The following is a 19,358-nucleotide window of genomic DNA, read 5'->3' on the forward strand; positions in this document are numbered from 1 at the left end:
CCGCCGTCCACAGGTGAAACGTGCGTCAATTTCTCATCTCACATGCACCATACGCTCGCCCCACCAACGAAAGGGGCCGGGGTGGCGCGGGAAGCACAGCGGATCGACGACGATGCGCGGAAGGTCGAGGCACAGGCGGTCGTCCCGGTCGCTCCGCCGGATCCGGGGGCCGACGACACCGCCCTCGCCGACCCGGCCGACACGGCTCGAGCGCTGGCACTGTGCGTCGCGGAGATCCTGACCGGAGCGCGGGAGGTCGACAGCATCGCGCGGTGGATCACCGACGACGTGCACCGGCACCTGCAGCAGCGGGCCGCGTACGCCGCTCGCGCACGGTCAGCGACCAGGCGGACACACGCACGCGCGACGATCCGGGCCGGCAGCGTCGTCGTGAGCCGGCCGCGGAACGGGGTCGCCGAGGCGAGCGTCGTGGTCCACACCCGGAGCCACGCGCGCGCCGTCGCGATCCGGCTCGAGGAGCGGGCCGGGAGATGGCGGGCGACCGCCGTCGGCATGCTCTGACCAGCGCGCAGACGGACGGGAGGCCCGGTGCCAGCTGGCACCGGACCTCCCGTCCGTCGGCGTGTCGCGTCAGCCCTTCTTGGCAGCCTGACGACGCTCGGCTCGGTTGGTCGACGCCTGGCCGGAGGCCGTGGCCGCGGACCCGAACGCGGAACCCTTCTCCGGGCCGGCTGCGGCCTCTTCCTCCGCCTGCGCACGCTGCGCGAGGGCCGTTGCGGCCTGCTCGAGGCGACCACGCTCGTCACGGACCTCGACCTCGCCGTCGATCGACGGAGCGGAGTACTCGAGGCCGGAGACCTCGTCCTCACTGAGGCCCTTCGCCTCGATCACCGCGTTCTCGCCGTCGGACTGGACCTGCACCTCGAGGTTGAACAGAAAGCCGACCGACTCCTCGCGGATCTGGCCCATCATGCTCTGGAAGAGCGCGTAGCCCTCGCGCTGGTACTCGACCAGCGGGTCGCGCTGGGCCATCGCACGGAGGCCGATGCCGTCCTTGAGGTAGTCCATCTCGTAGAGGTGGTCACGCCAGCGGCGGTCGACGACCGAGAGCACGACGCGACGCTCGAGTTCGCGCATCGCTTCCTCGCCGAGGGTCTCCTCGCGCTTGGCGTAGGCGAGCTTGGCGTCGGAGAGGATCTCGCGACCGAGGAACTCCCGCGTCGCCTTGCCCTTCGAGCCGGCCTCGGTGATGACCTCGTCGATGGTGATCGAGATCGGGTACAGCGTGCCGAGCTCGGTCCACATCGCGTCGAGGTCCCAGTCGTCCGGGCTGCCTTCCCCGGTGTGGGTGTCGATCACGTCGTCGATGACGTCCTTGAGGAACGTCTGCGTGCGCTCGTGGAGGTCGTCGCCCTCGAGGATCTGCCGACGGTCGCCGTAGATCGCCTCGCGCTGGCGGTTCAGGACGTCGTCGTACTTCAGGACGTTCTTGCGGATCTCGGCGTTGCGGCCCTCGACCTGCGACTGCGCCGAACGGATCGCACGGCCGACGAGCTTGTTCTCGATCGCGAGGTCGTCGGGGACGTTCGAGCGGCCCATCAGGCTCTCGGCAGCGCCGGAGTTGAAAAGGCGCATCAGGTCGTCGGTCAGCGACAGGTAGAACCGGCTCTCACCGGGATCGCCCTGACGGCCGGAACGACCACGCAGCTGGTTGTCGATGCGGCGGGACTCGTGACGCTCGGTGCCGAGGACGTACAGGCCGCCGGCTTCGCGGACCTTGTCGGCCTCTTCCTTGATCTCGGCCTTGACACGGTCGAAGACCTCGTCCCATGCGGCCTCGTACTCGTCCGGGGTCTCCGTCGGCGAGAGGCCCTTGGCGTGCATCTCCTGCACGGCGAGGAACTCCGCGTTGCCGCCGAGCATGATGTCGGTTCCACGACCGGCCATGTTCGTCGCGACGGTCACGGCGCCGAGGCGACCGGCCTGGGCGACGATCGCGGCTTCACGCGCGTGGTTCTTCGCGTTGAGGACCTCGTGCTTGACGCCCTTCTTCGCGAGGAGCTTCGAGAGGTACTCCGACTTCTCGACGCTGGTGGTGCCGACGAGGACGGGCTGGCCCTTCTCGTGGCGCTCCGCGATGTCCTCCGCGACCTGCTCGAACTTCGACTTCTCGTTCTTGTAGACGAGGTCGGTCTGGTCGATGCGCTGCATCGGGCGGTTCGTCGGGATCGGGACCACGCCGAGCTTGTAGGTCGACATGAACTCGGCCGCTTCGGTCTCCGCGGTACCGGTCATGCCCGAGAGCTTCTGGTACAGACGGAAGTAGTTCTGCAGCGTCACCGTGGCGAGCGTCTGGTTCTCGGCCTTGACCTCGACGCCCTCCTTCGCCTCGATGGCCTGGTGGATGCCCTCGTTGTAGCGACGGCCCATCAGGATGCGGCCGGTGTGCTCGTCGACGATGAGCACCTCGCCGTTCATCACGACGTAGTCCTTGTCGCGCTTGAACAGCGCGTCCGCCTTGATGGCGTTGTTCAGGAACGAGATGAGCGGGGTGTTCGCCGACTCGTAGAGGTTGTCGATGCCGAGGTAGTCCTCGACCTTCTCGATGCCGGGCTCGAGGACACCGACCGTGCGCTTCTTCTCGTCGACCTCGTAGTCCTCGCCGGGGACGAGGCGCGTGGCGATCGACGCGAACTCGGTGAACCAGCGGTTCGCCTCACCGGAGGACGGGCCGGAGATGATGAGCGGCGTGCGCGCTTCGTCGATGAGGATCGAGTCGACCTCGTCGACGATCGCGAAGAAGTGGCCGCGCTGGACCATGTCCGATGCCTGCCACGCCATGTTGTCGCGGAGGTAGTCGAAGCCGAACTCGTTGTTCGTGCCGTAGGTGATGTCGGCGGCGTACTGCTCGCGACGCTCGGCCGGGGACTGGTTCGCGACGATGCAGCCCGTGGACATGCCGAGGGCGCGGAACACGCGGCCCATGAGCTCGGACTGGTACGACGCGAGGAAGTCGTTGACCGTGATGACGTGCACGCCGCGGGACGGGATCGCGTTGAGGTACGCGGCCGTCGTGGCGACGAGGGTCTTGCCCTCACCGGTCTTCATCTCGGCGATGTTGCCGAGGTGGAGCGCCGCACCGCCCATGAGCTGGACGTCGAAGTGCCGCATGCCGAGGGTCCGCTTCGACGCTTCCCGCACGGCGGCGAACGCCTCCGGCAGGAGGTCGTCGAGGGTCTCCCCGTTCGCGTAGCGCTCGCGGAGCTCCTTCGTCTCGTCCTGGAGTTCCTCGTCGGTGAGGCTCGCGAAGTCGTCCTCGAGGTCGTTGATGGCCGAGGCGTACGCCTTCAGCCGGCGGAGGGTGCGCCCTTCACCGACGCGGAGGACCTTCTCCAGCACGTTTGCCACGTGAACTCCTTACGAGTGGACGCACCCGGTCGGCGCGTCCGATTCAGCCAGTCATGCTAGCAACCCGCTCGATCCCTCCGCTGGGAGCCGCACACGTGTGCGCGGCCCGCGAACGGACCGCGCACACGTCGAACCGGCGGTGGGGATCAGGCGATCGCCGCTGCCGGCGTCCGTTCGGCGGGGGCGTCTGCGCCGTCGCCGTCGATGCCGATCACGCCGTAGTCCCATCCCTTGCGGCGGTAGACCACGCTCGGGCGGCCGCTCTCCGCGTCCACGAAGAGGTAGAAGTCGTGCCCGACGAGCTCCATGTAGTAGAGCGCGTCGTCGACGCTCATCGGCGCGGCCTGGAAGACCTTCTCGCGGATGACCACGGGGCAGTAAACGTCGTCTTCTTCCTCGTGGTGGTCCTCGTCGACCACCGTGATCGCTCCGGTCGCGACGTCGTCGATGAGCTTGCCGTCCGCCGGCGTGACGCCCATCCCGTCGAAGGCCGCCCCAGAGGCCTCGGCGACGGACGTCGGGCGGTGACGCCCACGGTGCACCTTCCTGCGGTCACGCGCTCGGCGCAACCGCTCCATGATCCGCGCGAATGCCAGATCGAACGCCGCGTACTTGTCCGATGCCGCCGACTCCGCCCGGACGAGCGGACCGGGGCCGATCAACGTCAGCTCGACACGGTCCTCGCCCTGGCTGCCACCGCTCTTCTCGTGGTGACGACTGATGCGCACCTCGAAGGCGAGGGCGCGGTCGGCGAGCACGTCGATCTTGTCGGACTTCTGTTCGACGTAGGTGCGGAATCGGTCGGTGATCCCGACGTTCCGGCCCGTGATCGTCACGTCCATGCGCGGCTCCCATCCGTACTTCGGCGCGTCGCCTCCATCCGGCGAACCCGAACGCCTTGTCCCGGAGGCTAGACCCGCCGGGACCCCCGCGTCACCCGTTGCTGGCGAGTCGTGCCGGACACCCACCGGATACCCAGTGGACATCGGGTGTTCACCGATCCCGCCGTCGCGCGTCAGCTGTCCACGCTGGCGGTCGCGACGCATCGCGTGACACGTCCACCGGCAGCCCGGACGGCGCGGATGGCCTCTGCCATGGTGACGCCGGTGGTCACGACGTCGTCGACCACCACGACGTCGCGTCCGGCGAACCGCGCTGCGGACAGGGTGCCGACGGTGGCGGTGACGCGTTCGACGGCGGTGCGTTCCTTCTGCCCGTCCGCATCGCCACGCCCACGCCGGAGCGGCCGTGTCCCGCGGACACCACCGCGCGCCAGCAGGAGCACGACGGTGTCGAACCCGCGCCGACGTCTGCCCCGTGCGGACGGCGGGACCCGGACCACGACGGTCCCCGGCGGCGACGCGGCCAGTGCCCGCCGGACGAGTGCAGCGGTCGGACGACCGAGCAGGCCTGCGACGTCGACCCGGCCGCGGAGCTTCAGTTCGAGGAGGAGCGTGCGGACGAAGCCCTCGTACTCGAACGCGGCGTCGAGACGGACGCCTGCGACCAGCCGGACGCGCCGGGGCCGACGTGCGAGGTCGGCTCGACAGGCCGGGCACACGGCACGATCCGGGGCGCCGCACCCCAGGCACGACACGGGCAGGACCAGCCCGACGACGGCGAGGATCGCATCGCGCCAGGTGCAGGGACCAGTTGTGGAGGGCATGCCACGATCCTCACCGCACCCGGCGCCGGACGGGAGGTGGTCCGCCGGACGGTGGACGAGCCTCCAGGACGACCGCCTGTGGAGGACGACCGCCTGTGGAGGAGGGCCGCCTGTGGAGGACGACCGCCTGTGGAGGAGGCGGGCTAGCGCTGCGTCCCCAGCACGTCCGCGGTGACCCCGGTGCGGTCCCACCCGCCGCCGGTGGACTGCAGCACCTGCCCGCCCATCGTCCGCAGCAGCAGCGATCCCCCGCTGCCCCCGGTGATCGCGGTGGCCGTGCCGTCCGGACGCTGGAGCGTCATGGACTGCCCGCCGATCGTCGAGCGGACCACGGTCTGCCCGGTCGAGGTCTGCCCGAGCGACGCGACGTCCAGGTCGCTGGCCCACGTGGCACCGATCGCGGTCCCCGACGCCGCCTGCAGCCGCACCGGGGCACCGAGCGCCGTCGGCGTCCGGTCCGAGTCGCGGATGATCGCCATCACGTACAGTCCCGGCCCGTCGTCGGTGTCGATGAGCGCGAGGGCCCTGGCCGAGTCACGGGACACCTGGAACGACACCAGCTTCCCGTCCGGCAGCGTCGACGACACCTGGTGCGGGTCGCCGCCGAGACCGTACGCGGTGATGCTCCTGGTGTCGGACCGTTCACCGACCCAGACGAACCCGGCGTCGTCGATGGACGGCGCGATCGTGGAGCTCCTGGTGTCGATCCGGAGCTCCGGTTTCCCGCTGCGCACCACGAATATCCCGTCGGCGTTGCCCACGGCGGCCTCCGAACCGGCGGCGCTGAGCGAGATGGAGGTCGGCCGGAGCTTCGCGATCGTGCTCCCCATGCCACCCCCGAGCGCCGTGACGTCCCCGGTGCCCGGCGCCGCGTACCCGACCGTGTCGCCGTCGTCGACGAGCGGTCGGGGGTCGACGTCGGGGTTCAGCACCGCCGAGGTGCCGCTGGAGTCCGGGACCGAGAAGCTCGCGCCCTCGGCCGTCAGGTCGACGGACGAGATGGTCGCCACGGACGACAGCGACCGAGCGAGCTGCTCCCGCATCCGGACCTTGTCCACCGTCGTCGCCCGCAGGGCGTCACGCGACAGGTCGACCTGGGCGTTGCCGTTGTCGACGGTCACCGCGTTCAGCGAGAGCTGCGTGCCCTCGGGGAACGACGTCACGACGGCGCCCTTCATCCACCCGGCCGGGCCGGCGAGCAACGCGCTCACGATCCGGGTGCTCGTCGACGACCGGGCGAGGAACCAGCGCTCGTCGGGGATCAGGTACCGGTACGTCGGGTCGTAGAAGTACAGCGCGTGTGCCTGGAACACCTGCTCGAAGCTCACCGGCGACAGGATGATGCCGTCGGGCGCGTAGCTGATCCGCCACTCGCCCCCTTCCTTCACGAACTGGAAGGTGAGCGTCGACGAGGTGGGACGGACCGCGGGCGTGTACTCGCCGTCGCCGTCGACGGTCGCACTGGCGGTGAGCGTGTAGGTGAGCTCGCGGGTGCCGACCCGTTCGATGTCGCCGTCGCCCTGGCGGACCGTGACGCTCTGCCGCGGGTTCCACTTCTGCGAGAACGAGTCGCTGAGGAACTCCCTCGCGATCGCGTAGTTGTCCTGGGCGCCGGTCGCGGCGTCGATGAACTTCTCGAGGACGGTGTCCTGGTCCTGCCCGTCCTGCGGACCGCTCGGCCGGAAGTCCACCCCGGAGACGGAGTCGCCCTTGAGGCTCTGGCCGTCGCGGACCGGGCCGCCGGTGGGGATCGCGGCGCACGCGGTGAGGGCGACGAGCGCGACCGCGGCGAGCGCGACGCCGACGGTGCGGCGGACACGCGTGCGCGCGCCCGCGCCGGTACGCGTGACGGTGCGGCGCGGCATCATCTGGAGCCTCCTTCTCGGGGACCGTCGTAGGACTCGTCGAGCTCCGGCAGCGGGATCGCCGACGTCGCCGTGACCTCCTGCCCCTTGCGCGGGACCGTGAGCACGAACGCGGACCCCTCGCCCGGCCGGCTCCACACGTCGATGCGGCCACCGTGCAGGTTCGCGTCGCCGAGGCTGATCGCGAGGCCGAGACCGGTCCCGCCGATGGTTCGCTTGCGGCTCGGATCCGCTCGCCAGAAGCGGTCGAACACGCGAGCGGTGTCCTCTGCCGGCATGCCGACCCCGTGATCGCGGACGGCGATCGCGACGGTCTTCGCGTCGCTGTCGACGACGACGTGCACCGGCTTGCCGTCCCCGTGCTCGATGGCGTTGCCGACGAGGTTGCGGAGGATGCGCCGGATCCGCCGGGCGTCGAGCTGCATCGTGGTGTGCCCGCCCGGGGTCGCGAGCCGGAGGTCCACGCCGACGCGCTCGGCGAGCGGACGGAACTCGTCGACGATGTCGGTCGTGAGCGATGCCGGCACGACGGGCTCCGTCTCGAGCTCGACGGCCTGCGCGTCGTACCGGGAGATCTCGAGCAGGTCGGCGAGCAGGAGCTCGAACCGCTCGATCTGGTCGTGGAGGAGCTCGGCCGACCGTCCGACCGCCGGTTCGAAGGCGTGCCGGGCGTCGTAGAGCACGTCGCCGGCGAGCCTGATCGTGGTGAGCGGGGTGCGGAGCTCGTGTGAGACGTCGGACACGAAGCGCTGCTGCACGCGGGACAGTTCCGCCAGCTGGGTGATCTGGCGGCTCACGGCATCGGCCATGCCGTTGAAGCTCCGCGCCAGGACCGCGACGTCGTCCTCGCCCTTCACCGGGATGCGTTCGTCGAGACGGCCGGCGGCGATCTTCCGGCTGGTCTCGGCCGCGCCCCGGATCGGCACGACGACGAGCCGGACGACGAGCGACGTCACCAGGGCGATGAGCACGATGAGCGCGACACCGCCGATGGACAGCGTCTGCGACACGAAGTCGAGGGTCTGCTGCGCGTCTGAGAGGTCGTAGACCAGGTAGAGCTCGTACTGCCCGGCACTCGGGATCTGCAGCGTCGACCCGACCGCGAGCCCGGGTTCGCTCCGACCGGCGTCGTCGAGTCGGACCGGCTGCAGGCTGAGGTTGCCGGTGTTCTTCCCCACTTCCTTCCGCAGGGCGTCGGTGATGACGGCGTCCGGGAAGTCGGGGCTGGCGAGGTTCTGCAGCGTCTGTGACGTGGACTGCTTCGGCGAGCGCTCGATCGCGATCCTGGTGCCGCCGGGGCTCGTCGTGTTCGACAGGATCGCCTGTTGCGCCTCGTTCTGCAGGGTCTCCAGCTCGGACTGGTTGTTGTCCTCGGCCGCGGTGGCCGCGTCGAAGATGCCCTGCGCGACGTTCGTCGCACGGGCGGACTCCGCCTCGATCTGGTCCCGGCGCTGCGAGTACACGTTCGTCGAGATGCTCACCATCACGGCGGTGCCGATGATCGCGACCGCGAGACCCGTGGTGGTCACCGTGATCGCGACGGACCGGACCATCAGGGAGCGGCGCCACAGGAACGCGACGCCGCGCCAGAGTCGCCTCGCCCAGGACCGCATCCGTCGGCGCGCGCGCCCGAGGGACGTCAGACCGGCCGAGGACGGCGGCACGGTGGTCAGGCTCCCCCGGCGCGGTAGCCGACGCCACGGACGGTGGACACGATGCGCGGGTTGTCCGGGTCGTGCTCGATCTTCGCGCGGAGGCGCTGGACGTGCACGTTCACCAGGCGGGTGTCCGCCTTGTAGTGGTAGCCCCAGACCTGCTCGAGCAGCATCTCGCGGGTGAAGACCTGGTTCGGCTTCTCGGCGAGGGCGCGGAGCAGGTCGAACTCGAGCGGCGTGAGCGCGATGACGGCGTCACCGCGACGGACCTCGTGCCCCGGGACGTCGACGGTGAGGTCCCCCACGTGCAGCACGGCGGCGTCGGACGCCGTCGGGCGCAGACGGGTGCGGATGCGGGCGACGAGTTCCTTCGGGTTGAACGGCTTCACGACGTAGTCGTCCGCACCGTTCTCGAGCCCGGCGACGACGTCGGAGGTGTCGCCCTTCGCGGTGAGCATGATGATCGGTGTGCCGCTCTCGGCGCGGATGCGACGGCAGACCTCGATGCCGTCGATACCGGGGAGCATGACGTCGAGGAGGACCAGGTCGGGCTTCGTCGAGTGGAAGGCGTCGACGGCGTCGTTGCCGTCGGCGCTGAACTCGGGCTCGTAGCCCTCCGAGCGGAGGACGATGCCGATCATCTCGGCGAGGGCCTGGTCGTCGTCGACGACGAGGATGCGCGGTGTCATGTGATGTGGACTCCGGGTGCGGTGCGGGGGTGCCCGGGCAGGCACCTCCCGTTCACGATAGCCGAGCCCCCATCAGGCTGCGTTTTCCGACAGGATGGGAGGGACCGCGTGTTGCCTCGCGCGGCCGACGTGAGGGGGCGGTTCGATGGCCGGCGACGAATGGCGCGTTCCGGGGACGGGTGCACAGCCGGGAGGCCCCGGTCCGGTCCCGACGCCGCCCCCGTTCCCGGGTGGGTCGGCTCCACTGCCCCCACCGCCACGTCCGGCCGCGTCGCGTCCGGTGATCCCGCTGCGGCCGCTCGGCCTCGGCGACGTCCTGGCCGGTGCGTTCACGGTGTTCCGGCGGAACGCCCGCGTGCTCCTGCTCTGGAGCCTGCTGCTCTCCGGCGTGCTCGGGCTGGTGTCCACGCTCGTGTCGACGCTCGGCCGACAGTCGTTGCAGTCCAGGATGTTCTCCGCGGTGGACGGCTCCGGATCGGGTGACGCCGACACGATCTTCGCCGGGTCCGTGCTGCTGTACCTCGTGCTCTCCGTCGCGGTGCCCTTCCTCGCGTGGCTCGCCCGCGGGTTCCTCGTCGCACCCGTCGCCGTCGACACCGGGCAGCGCGTGCTCGGACGGCGAGGCACCTTCCGCGGGCTCTGGTCGCTGCTCGCCGGGCGTCGGCTCCCGGTCGTCTGGTGGATGCTCCTGCAGCTCGCCGCCGGGCTCGTCGTCGGGGTGCTCTTCGGCGTCGTGGTCGTCGGGTTCGTCGGTGCCCTGACCGCGAGCAACAGCGGCGTCGGCGGTTTCGTGCTCGGGATCATCGGGATGGTCCTCGGCTTCATCGTGCTCATCGCGTTCCTCGACACACGGTTCGCGTTCACCGTCGCGACGATCGCGCTGGAGGGCCGCGGGGTGTTCGCCGCGGCGGCGCAGTCGTGGCGGCTCACCCGCGGGGCGTTCTGGCGCACGTTCGGGATCCGGCTGCTCGTGACGGTGGTGTTCTCGTTCGCGGCCGGGATCGCGAGCACGCCGCTGACGATCGGGGCCGCGCTGTTCTCGGGCGTGTTCGACCCGCTCGGGCAGACCGACACGGGCTCCGGCGTCTCGGCCGGTGCCGTCGTGGCGCTCGTGGTCGGCAGCCTCCTGGTGATCGCCGTGCAGTGCATCACCGACGTGCTGAGCGCATCGGTCACGACGTTCCTGGCGATCGACCGACGGATCCGGACCGAGGCGCTCGACCAGCGGATCGCGTCGCACCTGGAGACCGGGCAGCCCGTCGACCCGTTCGCGCCGGCACCGCCCGTTTCCCGGCCGCCGTGGCCAGGGGCCGGCCCGTGGCAGCAGGGCTGGCCAGGGCAACAGGACCCGCGACAGCCGCAGCAGTACGGCTGGCCGCAGGCGCCGCAGCAGTGGGGTCCGCCGCGACCCGGCGCGCAGTGATGGCGGCGGTCGACCCCGACGAGGCCCGTCGACTCCTCGAACGCGAACTCGGTCGTGCCGAGTACGACGGCGCGCACGTCACGTGGTGGGACCGGCTCTCGCGGGAGTTCTTCGAGTGGCTCGGCACACTCCGTCCCGACGGCATCGGCTCGCCCGCGTTCGGCCGGACCCTGCTCGTCATCGCGATCGTGGTCATCGTCGCGGTGGTCGTCCTCGTGGTGGTCGCCCGCGGTCTCCCCCGGCGACGGGCCCGTCTGCGCGCCGAGCGCCTCGGTGGGGTGCTCGACGACGACGACCTGCGCTCGGCGGCGTCGATCGCCGAAGCCGCTCGCGCCGCACTGCGGGCGGGTTACTGGTCGACCGCGGTCATCGAGGGCTACCGTGCCCTGGCCCGCGGACTCGGCGAGCGCGACCTCGTCCCCGACGTCCCCGGTGCGACCGCTCGGGCGATCGCTGTGCGGGCCGCGGTCGTGTTCCCTGCGTCCGAGGCAGCCCTGCACGACGCCGCGAGCACCTTCGACGCCGTCCGGTACCTCGGGGCCGAGGCCGACGAACGCGCGGCCCGGCAGGTCGTCGAGACGGAGCGCACCATCAGGGGCACCCGACCGGCACGCACGGCGACACCGGCGGTGCCCGCGTGAGCGCGACGACGAACGCGCTCGCGGTCGACACGGCGCCCGCAGCAGCCACCACCGATCGCCGCGGTCCACGGTTCCTGTTCTGGATCGTGACCGTGCTCGTCGGGGTGCTGCTCGCGGCACTGACCGCGATGATCGGCACCGACGACGGCCCGTCGAACGCCCCGCTCGACCCGTCCTCGGCGACCGCGAGCGGCTCGAAGGCGCTCGTGCGGGTGCTCGAGCAGCAGGGCACGGACGTGGACGTGGTGCACGACGCCGACCGGCTCGGCAGCGGGACGGCGTCGTTGAGGGGCACGGTGTTCGTCGACGACTCCGCCGGGGTCCTCGCCCCGGCGGTCGCTCGGCGCATCGCCCGGACCGTTCCCGACGTGGTCCTCGTGGCGAGCGACCCGGCCGTGCTCGAGGCCTTCCAGATCGACGCCGAACCCGCCGCGTCGATCGACACGACCGACACGGTGTCGACCACGTCGTGCGACATCGCCGCCGCCCGTTCCGCCGGCCGGGTGACCACGACGGGGACCGGCTACTCGGTGCCCGCGTCCGCTGGGATCCGCTGCGCCCCGACCGGGACGGGCGCCGACCGCACGTGGGGCCTCGTCGAATCCCGGACCGCCGCCGGGAGCGTCACCCTCGTCGGCACGACCGCCGCGTTCCGGAACGACACGATCACCACGGCCGGCAACGCGGCGCTCGCGCTCGGGCTGCTCGGCAGCGACGACCACCTCGCCTGGTACGTGCCGACCGCCGGGACCGCCGACGCAGCACCGACCCTCGGTGAACTCGCGCCGCCGTGGGTACCGAGTGCGATCGCGATCCTGGCGCTCGTCGCGGTGGCGACCGGTGTCTGGCGCGGTCGCAGGCTCGGCCCGCTCGTCGTCGAGCAGCTCCCCGTCGTCGTCCGCGCCTCCGAGACCACCGAGGGCCGCGCACGCCTGTACGCCAGGACCCGCGACCGCACGCACACCCTGGACACGCTCCGGCTCGCCGCGATCCGCCGCATCGGCAGGACGCTCGGGCTCCCCCGCTCGGCGCACGTCGATGACGTCGTCCACCGCGCGGCGACCGCGACGGGCCTGCCCGCGCGGCACGTCGGCGCGGTGCTCGTCGGAGGACCGACCACCGACGACCGCGCGCTGGTCGACGGAGCCGATGCGCTCGACCATCTCGAGTGCGCCGTGAGCCGAGCCGTCTCCGGGGACGCACCACGGGCCTCCCGTCCGGCTGCCCCGGCCCCGTCAGCACCCGCACCTGCCACCGATCCCCGACCAGGAGGACGACCGTGACCGACCACCCCACCAGCGCACCCGGCGCACCCGGCGCACCCACCGTGACGGCGGATCCGCTCCGCGACGGCTTCGGCCGGGTCCGCGCCGAGGTCGGCAAGGCCGTCGTCGGACAGGAGGGCGCGGTCTCCGGCATGATCGTCGGCCTGCTCGCCCAGGGGCACGTCCTGCTCGAGGGCGTCCCCGGCGTCGCGAAGACCCTGCTCGTGCGGAGCCTCGCCGCGGCGATGTCGCTCGACACGAAGCGGATCCAGTTCACCCCGGACCTGATGCCCGGTGACGTCACCGGCTCGCTCGTCTACGACGCCTCGACGGGGACCTTCCCGTTCCGCGAGGGTCCGGTGTTCACGAACGTGCTGCTCGCCGACGAGGTCAACCGCACCCCGCCGAAGACGCAGTCGGCGCTCCTCGAGGCCATGGAGGAACGCCAGGTGAGCGTCGACGGCACGGCGAAGCCCCTCCCCGACCCGTTCTTCGTCGCCGCGACGATGAACCCGATCGAGTTCGAGGGCACCTACACGCTGCCGGAGGCGCAGCTCGACCGCTTCCTGATGAAGCTCACGCTCGACGTGCCACCCCGTGACGTCGAGTGGCAGGTGCTCCGCCGGCACGCCGACGGGTTCGTGCCGCGCGACGTCCGGTCCGCCGGCATCGTCCCCGTGGTGGGCGCCGCCGAGGTCACCGCCGCACAGCGTGCCGTCCGCGGCGTCGGCGCCCGGGACGACGTCCTGGCGTACATCGTCGACCTCGCCCGCGCGACCAGGCAGGCACCGTCCGTCCGGGTCGGCGTGAGCCCACGTGGAGCCACGGCCCTGCTCGCCGCCGCGAAGGCCTGGGCGTGGATCACCGGCTACGACGCGATCACCCCCGACCACGTGCAGGCGATGCTGCTGCCGGTGTGGCGGCACCGGCTCCGGGTGGCCGCCGACGCCGAGCTCGAGGGCGTGGGCGCCGACGGGGTCCTGCAGCAGGTGCTCGAACAGGTGCGGGTGCCGATCTAGTGGCGATCTCCGGCCGGTTCGTCGCGCTCCTCGCCGTCGCGATCGTCCCCACCGTGCTGCTCGGCAGCGGATGGGGCGGTCTGGCGTGGGTGCTCGTCGTCGTGCTCGCGGCCGCGCTCGACCTGCTGCTCGCCGCCGACCTGCGCACCGTGCGCGTCGATCGGCGGATGCCTCGGCTCGCCAGACGGGACACCACCGCGGACGGCACCCTCGTGCTCGCGAACGACGGCGCGAGGACGCTCCGAGCACTCGTGCGCGACATGTGGGAGCCGTCTGCCGGGCAGGCACCCCGGCGCATCACCATGACGGTGCCCGGCGGTGAGCGTCGGACCGCGCGGATGCGCTTCGCGCCGTTCCGTCGTGGCCGTCGGAGGAGTTCCGGCGTGGCGGTGCGGGCGTTCGGACCCCTCGGGCTCGCCGCGCGGCAGCGTGTCCTCGCGGCTCCGGCCGAGCTCGTCGTCACGCCGCCGTTCCGCTCCCGTCGACACCTGCCGTCGCGCCTCGCCCGGCTCCGGGAGCTCGACGGCGAGACCACCCTGCAGCTCCGCGGGCACGGCACCGAGTTCGACTCGCTCCGTGACTACGTCCGCGGCGACGACGTCCGCTCGATCGACTGGCGGGCGACGGCCAGGCGGCAGGACCTGGTCGTGCGGACCTGGCGCCCCGAGCGGGACCGGCGGGTGATCGTCGTCGTCGACGCCGGCCGGGCAGGAGCCGGTCGGGTCGGCGACGAACCGCGCCTGGACACCTTCATCGAGGCCGCGCTCCTCGTCGGCGCCCTCGCTGCTGCGGCCGGCGACCGGGTGGACCTCGCCGTCGTCGACGACGGTGTCCGAGGGCGCGTGCACGGCGCGACGCGAGCGGACGTGGTGCAGCGCTTCGGGGAGACGCTCGCGCTCGTGGAGCCGGGCCTGGCCGCGACCGACTGGGCAGCGGTGCCGGCTCTGGTGGCCTCCGTCACGACGCAGCGGTCGCTGGTGGTCCTCGCGACGAGCCTCGACTCCGTCGGCGCATCAGGGGACCTGCTCACGGTGCTGCCGGCGCTGGCGCGGCGGCACGCGGTGGTCGTGACGGCCGTCGACGACCCGGCGGTGGCCATGATGGCTCGCGGTCCAGGGGGCGACGAACGGGACGGACGTGCACCGGGCCTCCCGTCCGCCGGTCGGGACGTCTACCGCCGTGCTGCGGCGGAACGCTCGCTGCTCGATGCCGAGGGCGTGGCCGACGTCGCCCGCCGGGCGGGCGTCGAGGTCGTCCGTGGCACGCCGGAACAGGTGCCGCCGCTGGTCGCGGACGCCTACCTGCGCGCCAAGGCGGCCGGGAGGCTCTGAGCGCCCCGCCGTCCGGGTCCCGGCCAGGGGCGGCTGGTCCGGGTCGTGACCGGGTCTCGGTGCGGACCGGTCAGCCGGCGACGATGGCGGAGGCGCCTCGGTCGAACTCCTCGACGTCGCCCCGTTCCCCCGCCAGAGCCGCGCGCCGACCGATCACCCACTGGTAGGAGAGGACGCCCGCCAGCGCCACGGTCCCGATCCCGATCTTCACGGGCCACGGCCAGTCCTGGCGCGTCACCGTCCCCTCGACGATCCCGGACAGCAGCAGGGTCAGCACGAGTCCGATCGCGACGGCGATGAGGGCGCGTCCGTCCTCGGCCAGGGCCTGCGCACGCGTGCGCTGTCCCGGTGCCACCCATGACCAGAAGATCGTCAGGCCGGCACCGCCCGCGAGGAAGATCGAGTAGAGCTCGAGCTGCCCGTGCGGGGCGATGTAGAGGAAGAAGTCGCCGAGACGCCCCTGCGAGTGCATGATCGCGCCCGAGACACCGAGGTTCAACGCGTTCTGGCCGATCGAGTACGGCACGAAGAGCCCGGTGATGCCGAACGCCACCATGCTCGCGGCGATGTACGCGTTGTTCGTCCACACCTGCGCCGTGAACGCGCCGAGGCCGTGGTCGGAGTAGTAGTCCACGAAGTCCTGCGTGGCGTACTGCCGCAGGGACTCCTGGGTGCCGAACGTGGCGACCGCGCCGGGCGTCGTCGTGATCCACACGCCGGAGACGAGCGCGATCACCGCCGTCGCGACGGCCACCCAGATCGTCACCCATCGGATCCGGTACAGCGCCGCCGGGAGCTGCAGGACGAAGAACGACGTGAGCATCGTCAGCGGGTCGGTCGGCGCGCCGGTGAAGCGGAGCCGTGCGCGGAAGAGCGTCAGGGAGAGCCGGTCGCCGGTGGCGGAGCGCGGAGCGACACCACGGATCCGGGCGAGGTCCGTCGCAGCGGACTGGTAGCCGGTCACCAGGCGGTCGACGTCCTCGCCGCTCGACGGCCGACGGCGCGCCAGCCGGTCGAGCTCCTGCCACTGCTGCCGGTGGACGTCGGCGTACGCGTCCAGGTCCATGCGGTGTCCCCCTCGTGCCGCTTGCGGTGTGTCCGACAGAATGTTCCCATGCCGACGCGCGCCACACCCAGGGACCTCGCCGACCGCCGCTTCGTGCGGGCGCTCGACGAGACCACCGACGAGCTGGTCGTGGGCGAGGCCGTCGCGCTCGACGTCGTGCCGGCCGGCATCGTCGCGCGGCTCGCGGCAGCGCTCCTCGACGGGCTCTGCCTCGTCGCGCTGTACGTGATGCTGCTGATCGGGATCGCCAGGGTGTGGCCGTCTGGAGTCGACGAGGCATGGCTGGCCGCCGCGCAGATCGCCGTCCTGGTCGTCGTGCTCGTGCTCGTGCCCGCCGCGGTCGAGACGGTCACGCGCGGGAAGAGCGTCGGCCGCTACGCCCTCGGAACCCGTGTGGTGCGGCTCGACGGCGGCGCCGTGACGTTCCGGCACGCGTTCGCCAGGGCGCTCGTCGGGCTGCTCGAACTCTGGTCGACGTTCGGGTCCCTGGCGCTGCTCGTCGCGCTCTTCGGCTCGCGGCCCCGGCGTCTCGGTGACCTGCTCGCCGGCACGGTCGTGCAGCACGAGCGCCTCGCACGGTCCACCGACCCGGTCGTGCTGCTGCCCCCGTCGCTGCAGGCTTGGGCCGCGGTCGCCGACGTCCGGGCGCTCCCCCAGCGGCTCGAGAACCGGCTCGGCGCGTTCTTCCGGGGTGCGGCCTCGGTGCAGCCCTCCCTGCGGCTCGCGACGGCGACGGCGTTGGCGGCCGAGGTCGCCGAGTACGCGCATCCCGTGCCGCCCGTGCCGGCCGAGGAGTTCCTCGCCGGGGTCGTCGCGCTCCGTCGTGCGCGGGACCGGCGGGCGTTCGGGTCCCGCGCGGCGACGCTCGACGCGGCAGCCGCGACCGCTGGTGCGCGCCCGCCGGGTTTCCCGCGCTGACGCGGCGCCGGGGGTGGGCGTCTGCCCGCCGTTCGCACAACGAAAAGCCGTCCGCGCCACGACATTCCGTGGTGCGGACGGCTTTTGGTTGTGCGGCCGGCCATCACTGCGGCCGGCCATCACTGCACACCGGCCACCGCCGACCGCGTCAGTAGCGGTAGTGGTCCGGCTTGTAGGGACCCTCGACCGGGACGCCGATGTACGACGCCTGCTCCGGGCGGAGCGTCGTCAGCTGCACGCCGAGCGCGTCGAGGTGCAGGCGTGCGACCTTCTCGTCGAGGTGCTTCGGCAGGACGTACACGCCGGTCGGGTACTCCGAGCGCCGGGTGTGGAGCTCGATCTGGGCGAGCACCTGGTTCGTGAACGAGTTGCTCATCACGAACGACGGGTGCCCGGTGGCGTTGCCGAGGTTCATCAGACGGCCCTCGCTGAGCACCAGGATCGAGCGTCCGGTCGGCAGGCGCCACTCGTGCACCTGCGGCTTGATCTCGATCTTCTCGGCGCCGGGCAGTGCCTCGAGGCCGGCCATGTCGATCTCGTTGTCGAAGTGTCCGACGTTCGCGACGATCGCCAGGTGCTTGAGGCCGAGCATGTCGTCGACGCCCACGACGCCGAGGTTGCCCGTGCACGTCACGACGATGTCCACCTGGTCGATGACGTCCGACAGGCGAGCCACCTGGTAGCCGTCCATCGATGCCTGCAGCGCACAGATCGGGTCGACCTCGGACACGATGACGCGCGCGCCCTGGCCGCGGAGCGCTTCCGCCGCCCCCTTGCCGACGTCGCCGTATCCCACGACGAACACGACCTTGCCGCCGATCAGCACGTCGGTCGCGCGGTTCAGACCGTCGGGCAGCGAGTGCCGGATGCCGTACTTGTTGTCGAACTTCGACTTGGTGACCGAGTCGTTGACGTTGATCGCCGGGAACTTCAGCTCACCGGTGCGTGCCAGCTCGTACAGCCGGTGGACGCCGGTGGTGGTCTCCTCGGTCACGCCCTGGATGTCCGCGGCGATGCGGGTCCAGCGGTCCGAGGACTCGGCGAGCGAGGCGGCGACCGTGTCGAGCACGATGCGGTACTCGGCGCTGGCGTCGTCACCCGCTGCGGGAACGGCACCGGCGGCCTCGGCGTCGGCACCGGTGTGCACGAGCATCGTCGCGTCACCACCGTCGTCGAGGATCAGGTTCGGGCCAGCCCAGTCGGCTCCGGCGGCAGCGGCTTCGGCGCTCCAGTCGAAGATCCGGTTGGTGCACCACCAGTACTCCTCGAGCGTCTCGCCCTTCCACGCGAACACCGGGACGCCGGCTGGTGCGTCCGGTGTGCCGGTCGGGCCGACGGCGATCGCGGCGGCGGCTTCGTCCTGGGTGGAGAAGATGTTGCAGCTCGCCCAGCGGACCTGGGCGCCGAGCGCGGTCAGGGTCTCGATGAGCACGGCGGTCTGCACGGTCATGTGCAGCGACCCGGCGATGCGCGCGCCGGCGAGCGGCTGCGACGCGCCGAACTCCTCGCGGAGCGCCATGAGCCCCGGCATCTCGTTCTCGGCGAGGCGGATCTGGTGACGACCGGCCTCGGCGAGGCCGAGGTCGGCGACGCGGAACGGAGCTGCGGCCTGGGTTTCGGTGGGCATGTGGTCCAGTCTCCCACGCAGGGCCTGGAGGCTCGTGGCGGGGCCGCACCGAGCCTCCTGTCCGGTGGTGGCCGGGTCAGTCCGCGGCGCGCTCCTCGCGGAGCGGCTCGCGCCGGATGACGTGCCAGCCCTGCGGCACCCGCAGGCGCGCGGCGTGCCGCGCGCAGAGGTCGTAGCCGTGCGGCTCGACGCGGATGGACAGCGGGCCGACGACGACCATCGAGTCGCCGTAGTCGTACGTCAGGGTCGACGATGCGCTCGCGCCACAGGCGACCTTGCTGCAGATCCGTACGTCCATACCGTCGACGACCCTACCGAACCAGGCGGTGGCCGGCCCGCCGCGTACGATGTGGGGATGCGCCGCAAGCCCCGTCTCGTCACCCCGGTCGACCGTGGCCGAGGGCGCTCACGCCACGGTCGTGGGTACCGGTCGAGCGTCACCGGTCCTGACCTCGCTCCGATCATCACGAGGGCAGAGGCGTTCGACCGCATCGTCGGCGACACCGCGCACTACCTGCTCGGGCTGTGGCCGGACGAGCTGCACGGCGTCGTCTTCCAGGTGGCGGACATGCCGACCGACCCGACGCTCCCCGAGAGCATGCCGCGGTGGCGGGTGGACCACGCCGAGCGCCGGGTGACCGTCTTCCGGATCCCCGTCGAACGGGTGACCCGCTCCCCCGAGAAGGACGACGTCGACCGACGGATCATCGTGGAGACCGCGGTCTTCCGTGCGGTCGCCGAACTCATCGACAAGGACCCGTGGGACCTGGCTCCCGACCGCTACCGCCACTGGTGAGGTCGCGCCCGCGCGGGACGCGGGCCGC

Annotated in this window: 17 protein-coding genes; 8 read left to right on the top strand and 9 right to left on the bottom strand. The window is 71.8% G+C overall.

The features are described 5' to 3' along the window. Positions 1-81 precede the first annotated feature (81 nt). A complete protein-coding gene (locus AAEP80_RS14705) occupies positions 82-522 on the top strand; it encodes an Rv3235 family protein (RefSeq protein ID WP_420364938.1) in 441 nt (146 codons plus the stop codon). A gap of 69 nt (positions 523-591) precedes the next feature. On the opposite strand, the gene secA is transcribed toward AAEP80_RS14705, so the two are convergent. From secA to mtrA, 6 genes are all read right to left on the bottom strand, one after another. Further along, the gene (gene secA, locus AAEP80_RS14710) at positions 592-3,369 is read right to left on the bottom strand and encodes a preprotein translocase subunit SecA (RefSeq protein ID WP_413601620.1); all 2,778 of its coding nucleotides are present in this window, start codon (positions 3,367-3,369) and stop codon (positions 592-594) included. A gap of 146 nt (positions 3,370-3,515) precedes the next feature. Next, a complete protein-coding gene (gene hpf / locus AAEP80_RS14715; protein WP_413601619.1) occupies positions 3,516-4,211 on the bottom strand; it encodes a ribosome hibernation-promoting factor, HPF/YfiA family in 696 nt (231 codons plus the stop codon). 173 nt (positions 4,212-4,384) lie between these two features. After that, complete coding sequence (locus AAEP80_RS14720; RefSeq protein ID WP_420364939.1) at positions 4,385-5,035, bottom strand: ComF family protein; 651 nt, start codon at positions 5,033-5,035, stop codon at positions 4,385-4,387. Between the two features lie 143 nt (positions 5,036-5,178). Further along, positions 5,179-6,903 carry a GerMN domain-containing protein gene (locus AAEP80_RS14725; protein WP_413601617.1) on the bottom strand — a complete coding sequence of 575 codons (1,725 nt, stop codon included), beginning with the start codon at positions 6,901-6,903 and terminating at the stop codon, positions 5,179-5,181. Then, positions 6,900-8,564 (bottom strand): MtrAB system histidine kinase MtrB, encoded by a 1,665-nt coding sequence (mtrB, locus tag AAEP80_RS14730; protein ID WP_413601616.1) that lies wholly within the window; start codon positions 8,562-8,564, stop codon positions 6,900-6,902. The genes AAEP80_RS14725 and mtrB overlap by 4 nt, the downstream gene beginning before the upstream one ends. A 5-nt stretch (positions 8,565-8,569) precedes the next feature. Further along, positions 8,570-9,244 carry an MtrAB system response regulator MtrA gene (mtrA, locus tag AAEP80_RS14735; protein ID WP_281264960.1) on the bottom strand — a complete coding sequence of 225 codons (675 nt, stop codon included), beginning with the start codon at positions 9,242-9,244 and terminating at the stop codon, positions 8,570-8,572. Between the two features lie 280 nt (positions 9,245-9,524). Between mtrA and AAEP80_RS14740 the strand changes: the two genes are divergently transcribed. The 5 genes from AAEP80_RS14740 to AAEP80_RS14760 are packed head-to-tail and all read left to right on the top strand — an operon-like array spanning position 9,525 to position 14,923. Then, entirely contained in the window at positions 9,525-10,667 is a 1,143-nt protein-coding gene (locus tag AAEP80_RS14740) for a glycerophosphoryl diester phosphodiesterase membrane domain-containing protein (protein ID WP_420364940.1), read from the top strand. Then, positions 10,667-11,308, top strand: a complete 642-nt coding sequence (locus AAEP80_RS14745; protein ID WP_420364941.1) for a DUF4129 domain-containing protein — start codon at positions 10,667-10,669, stop codon at positions 11,306-11,308. Before AAEP80_RS14740 ends, AAEP80_RS14745 begins: the two co-directional genes overlap by 1 nt. Continuing rightward, the gene (locus AAEP80_RS14750; RefSeq protein WP_420364942.1) at positions 11,305-12,591 is read left to right on the top strand and encodes a DUF4350 domain-containing protein; all 1,287 of its coding nucleotides are present in this window, start codon (positions 11,305-11,307) and stop codon (positions 12,589-12,591) included. The genes AAEP80_RS14745 and AAEP80_RS14750 overlap by 4 nt, the downstream gene beginning before the upstream one ends. Then, a complete protein-coding gene (locus tag AAEP80_RS14755) occupies positions 12,588-13,592 on the top strand; it encodes an AAA family ATPase (protein ID WP_420364943.1) in 1,005 nt (334 codons plus the stop codon). Before AAEP80_RS14750 ends, AAEP80_RS14755 begins: the two co-directional genes overlap by 4 nt. Continuing rightward, positions 13,592-14,923 (top strand): DUF58 domain-containing protein, encoded by a 1,332-nt coding sequence (locus tag AAEP80_RS14760; RefSeq protein WP_420364944.1) that lies wholly within the window; start codon positions 13,592-13,594, stop codon positions 14,921-14,923. Before AAEP80_RS14755 ends, AAEP80_RS14760 begins: the two co-directional genes overlap by 1 nt. Before the next feature lie 70 nt (positions 14,924-14,993). Here AAEP80_RS14760 and AAEP80_RS14765 read toward each other — a convergent pair whose 3' ends face one another. After that, on the bottom strand, positions 14,994-15,989 hold the full coding sequence (locus tag AAEP80_RS14765) for a stage II sporulation protein M (protein ID WP_420364945.1): 996 nt from the start codon (positions 15,987-15,989) through the stop codon (positions 14,994-14,996). A 48-nt stretch (positions 15,990-16,037) separates the two neighbouring features. Between AAEP80_RS14765 and AAEP80_RS14770 the strand changes: the two genes are divergently transcribed. Beyond that, the gene (locus AAEP80_RS14770; protein ID WP_420364947.1) at positions 16,038-16,907 is read left to right on the top strand and encodes an RDD family protein; all 870 of its coding nucleotides are present in this window, start codon (positions 16,038-16,040) and stop codon (positions 16,905-16,907) included. 148 nt (positions 16,908-17,055) lie between these two features. On the opposite strand, the gene ahcY is transcribed toward AAEP80_RS14770, so the two are convergent. Together ahcY and AAEP80_RS14780 are read right to left on the bottom strand one after the other, a co-directional pair. After that, a complete protein-coding gene (gene ahcY, locus AAEP80_RS14775; protein WP_413601609.1) occupies positions 17,056-18,534 on the bottom strand; it encodes an adenosylhomocysteinase in 1,479 nt (492 codons plus the stop codon). Between the two features lie 76 nt (positions 18,535-18,610). Further along, positions 18,611-18,832: a DUF3499 family protein gene (locus AAEP80_RS14780; protein WP_420364948.1), complete on the bottom strand. Its 222-nt coding sequence runs from the start codon at positions 18,830-18,832 to the stop codon at positions 18,611-18,613. 57 nt (positions 18,833-18,889) lie between these two features. Here AAEP80_RS14780 and AAEP80_RS14785 point away from each other — a divergent pair, with 57 nt between their 5' ends. After that, positions 18,890-19,330, top strand: a complete 441-nt coding sequence (locus tag AAEP80_RS14785; protein ID WP_420364949.1) for a metallopeptidase family protein — start codon at positions 18,890-18,892, stop codon at positions 19,328-19,330. The last annotated feature ends 28 nt before the right edge of the window (positions 19,331-19,358 follow it).

It is taken from the genome of Curtobacterium sp. L3-7, assembly GCF_048756585.1.
In the GTDB taxonomy this organism is placed as follows: Bacteria; Actinomycetota; Actinomycetes; order Actinomycetales; family Microbacteriaceae; genus Curtobacterium.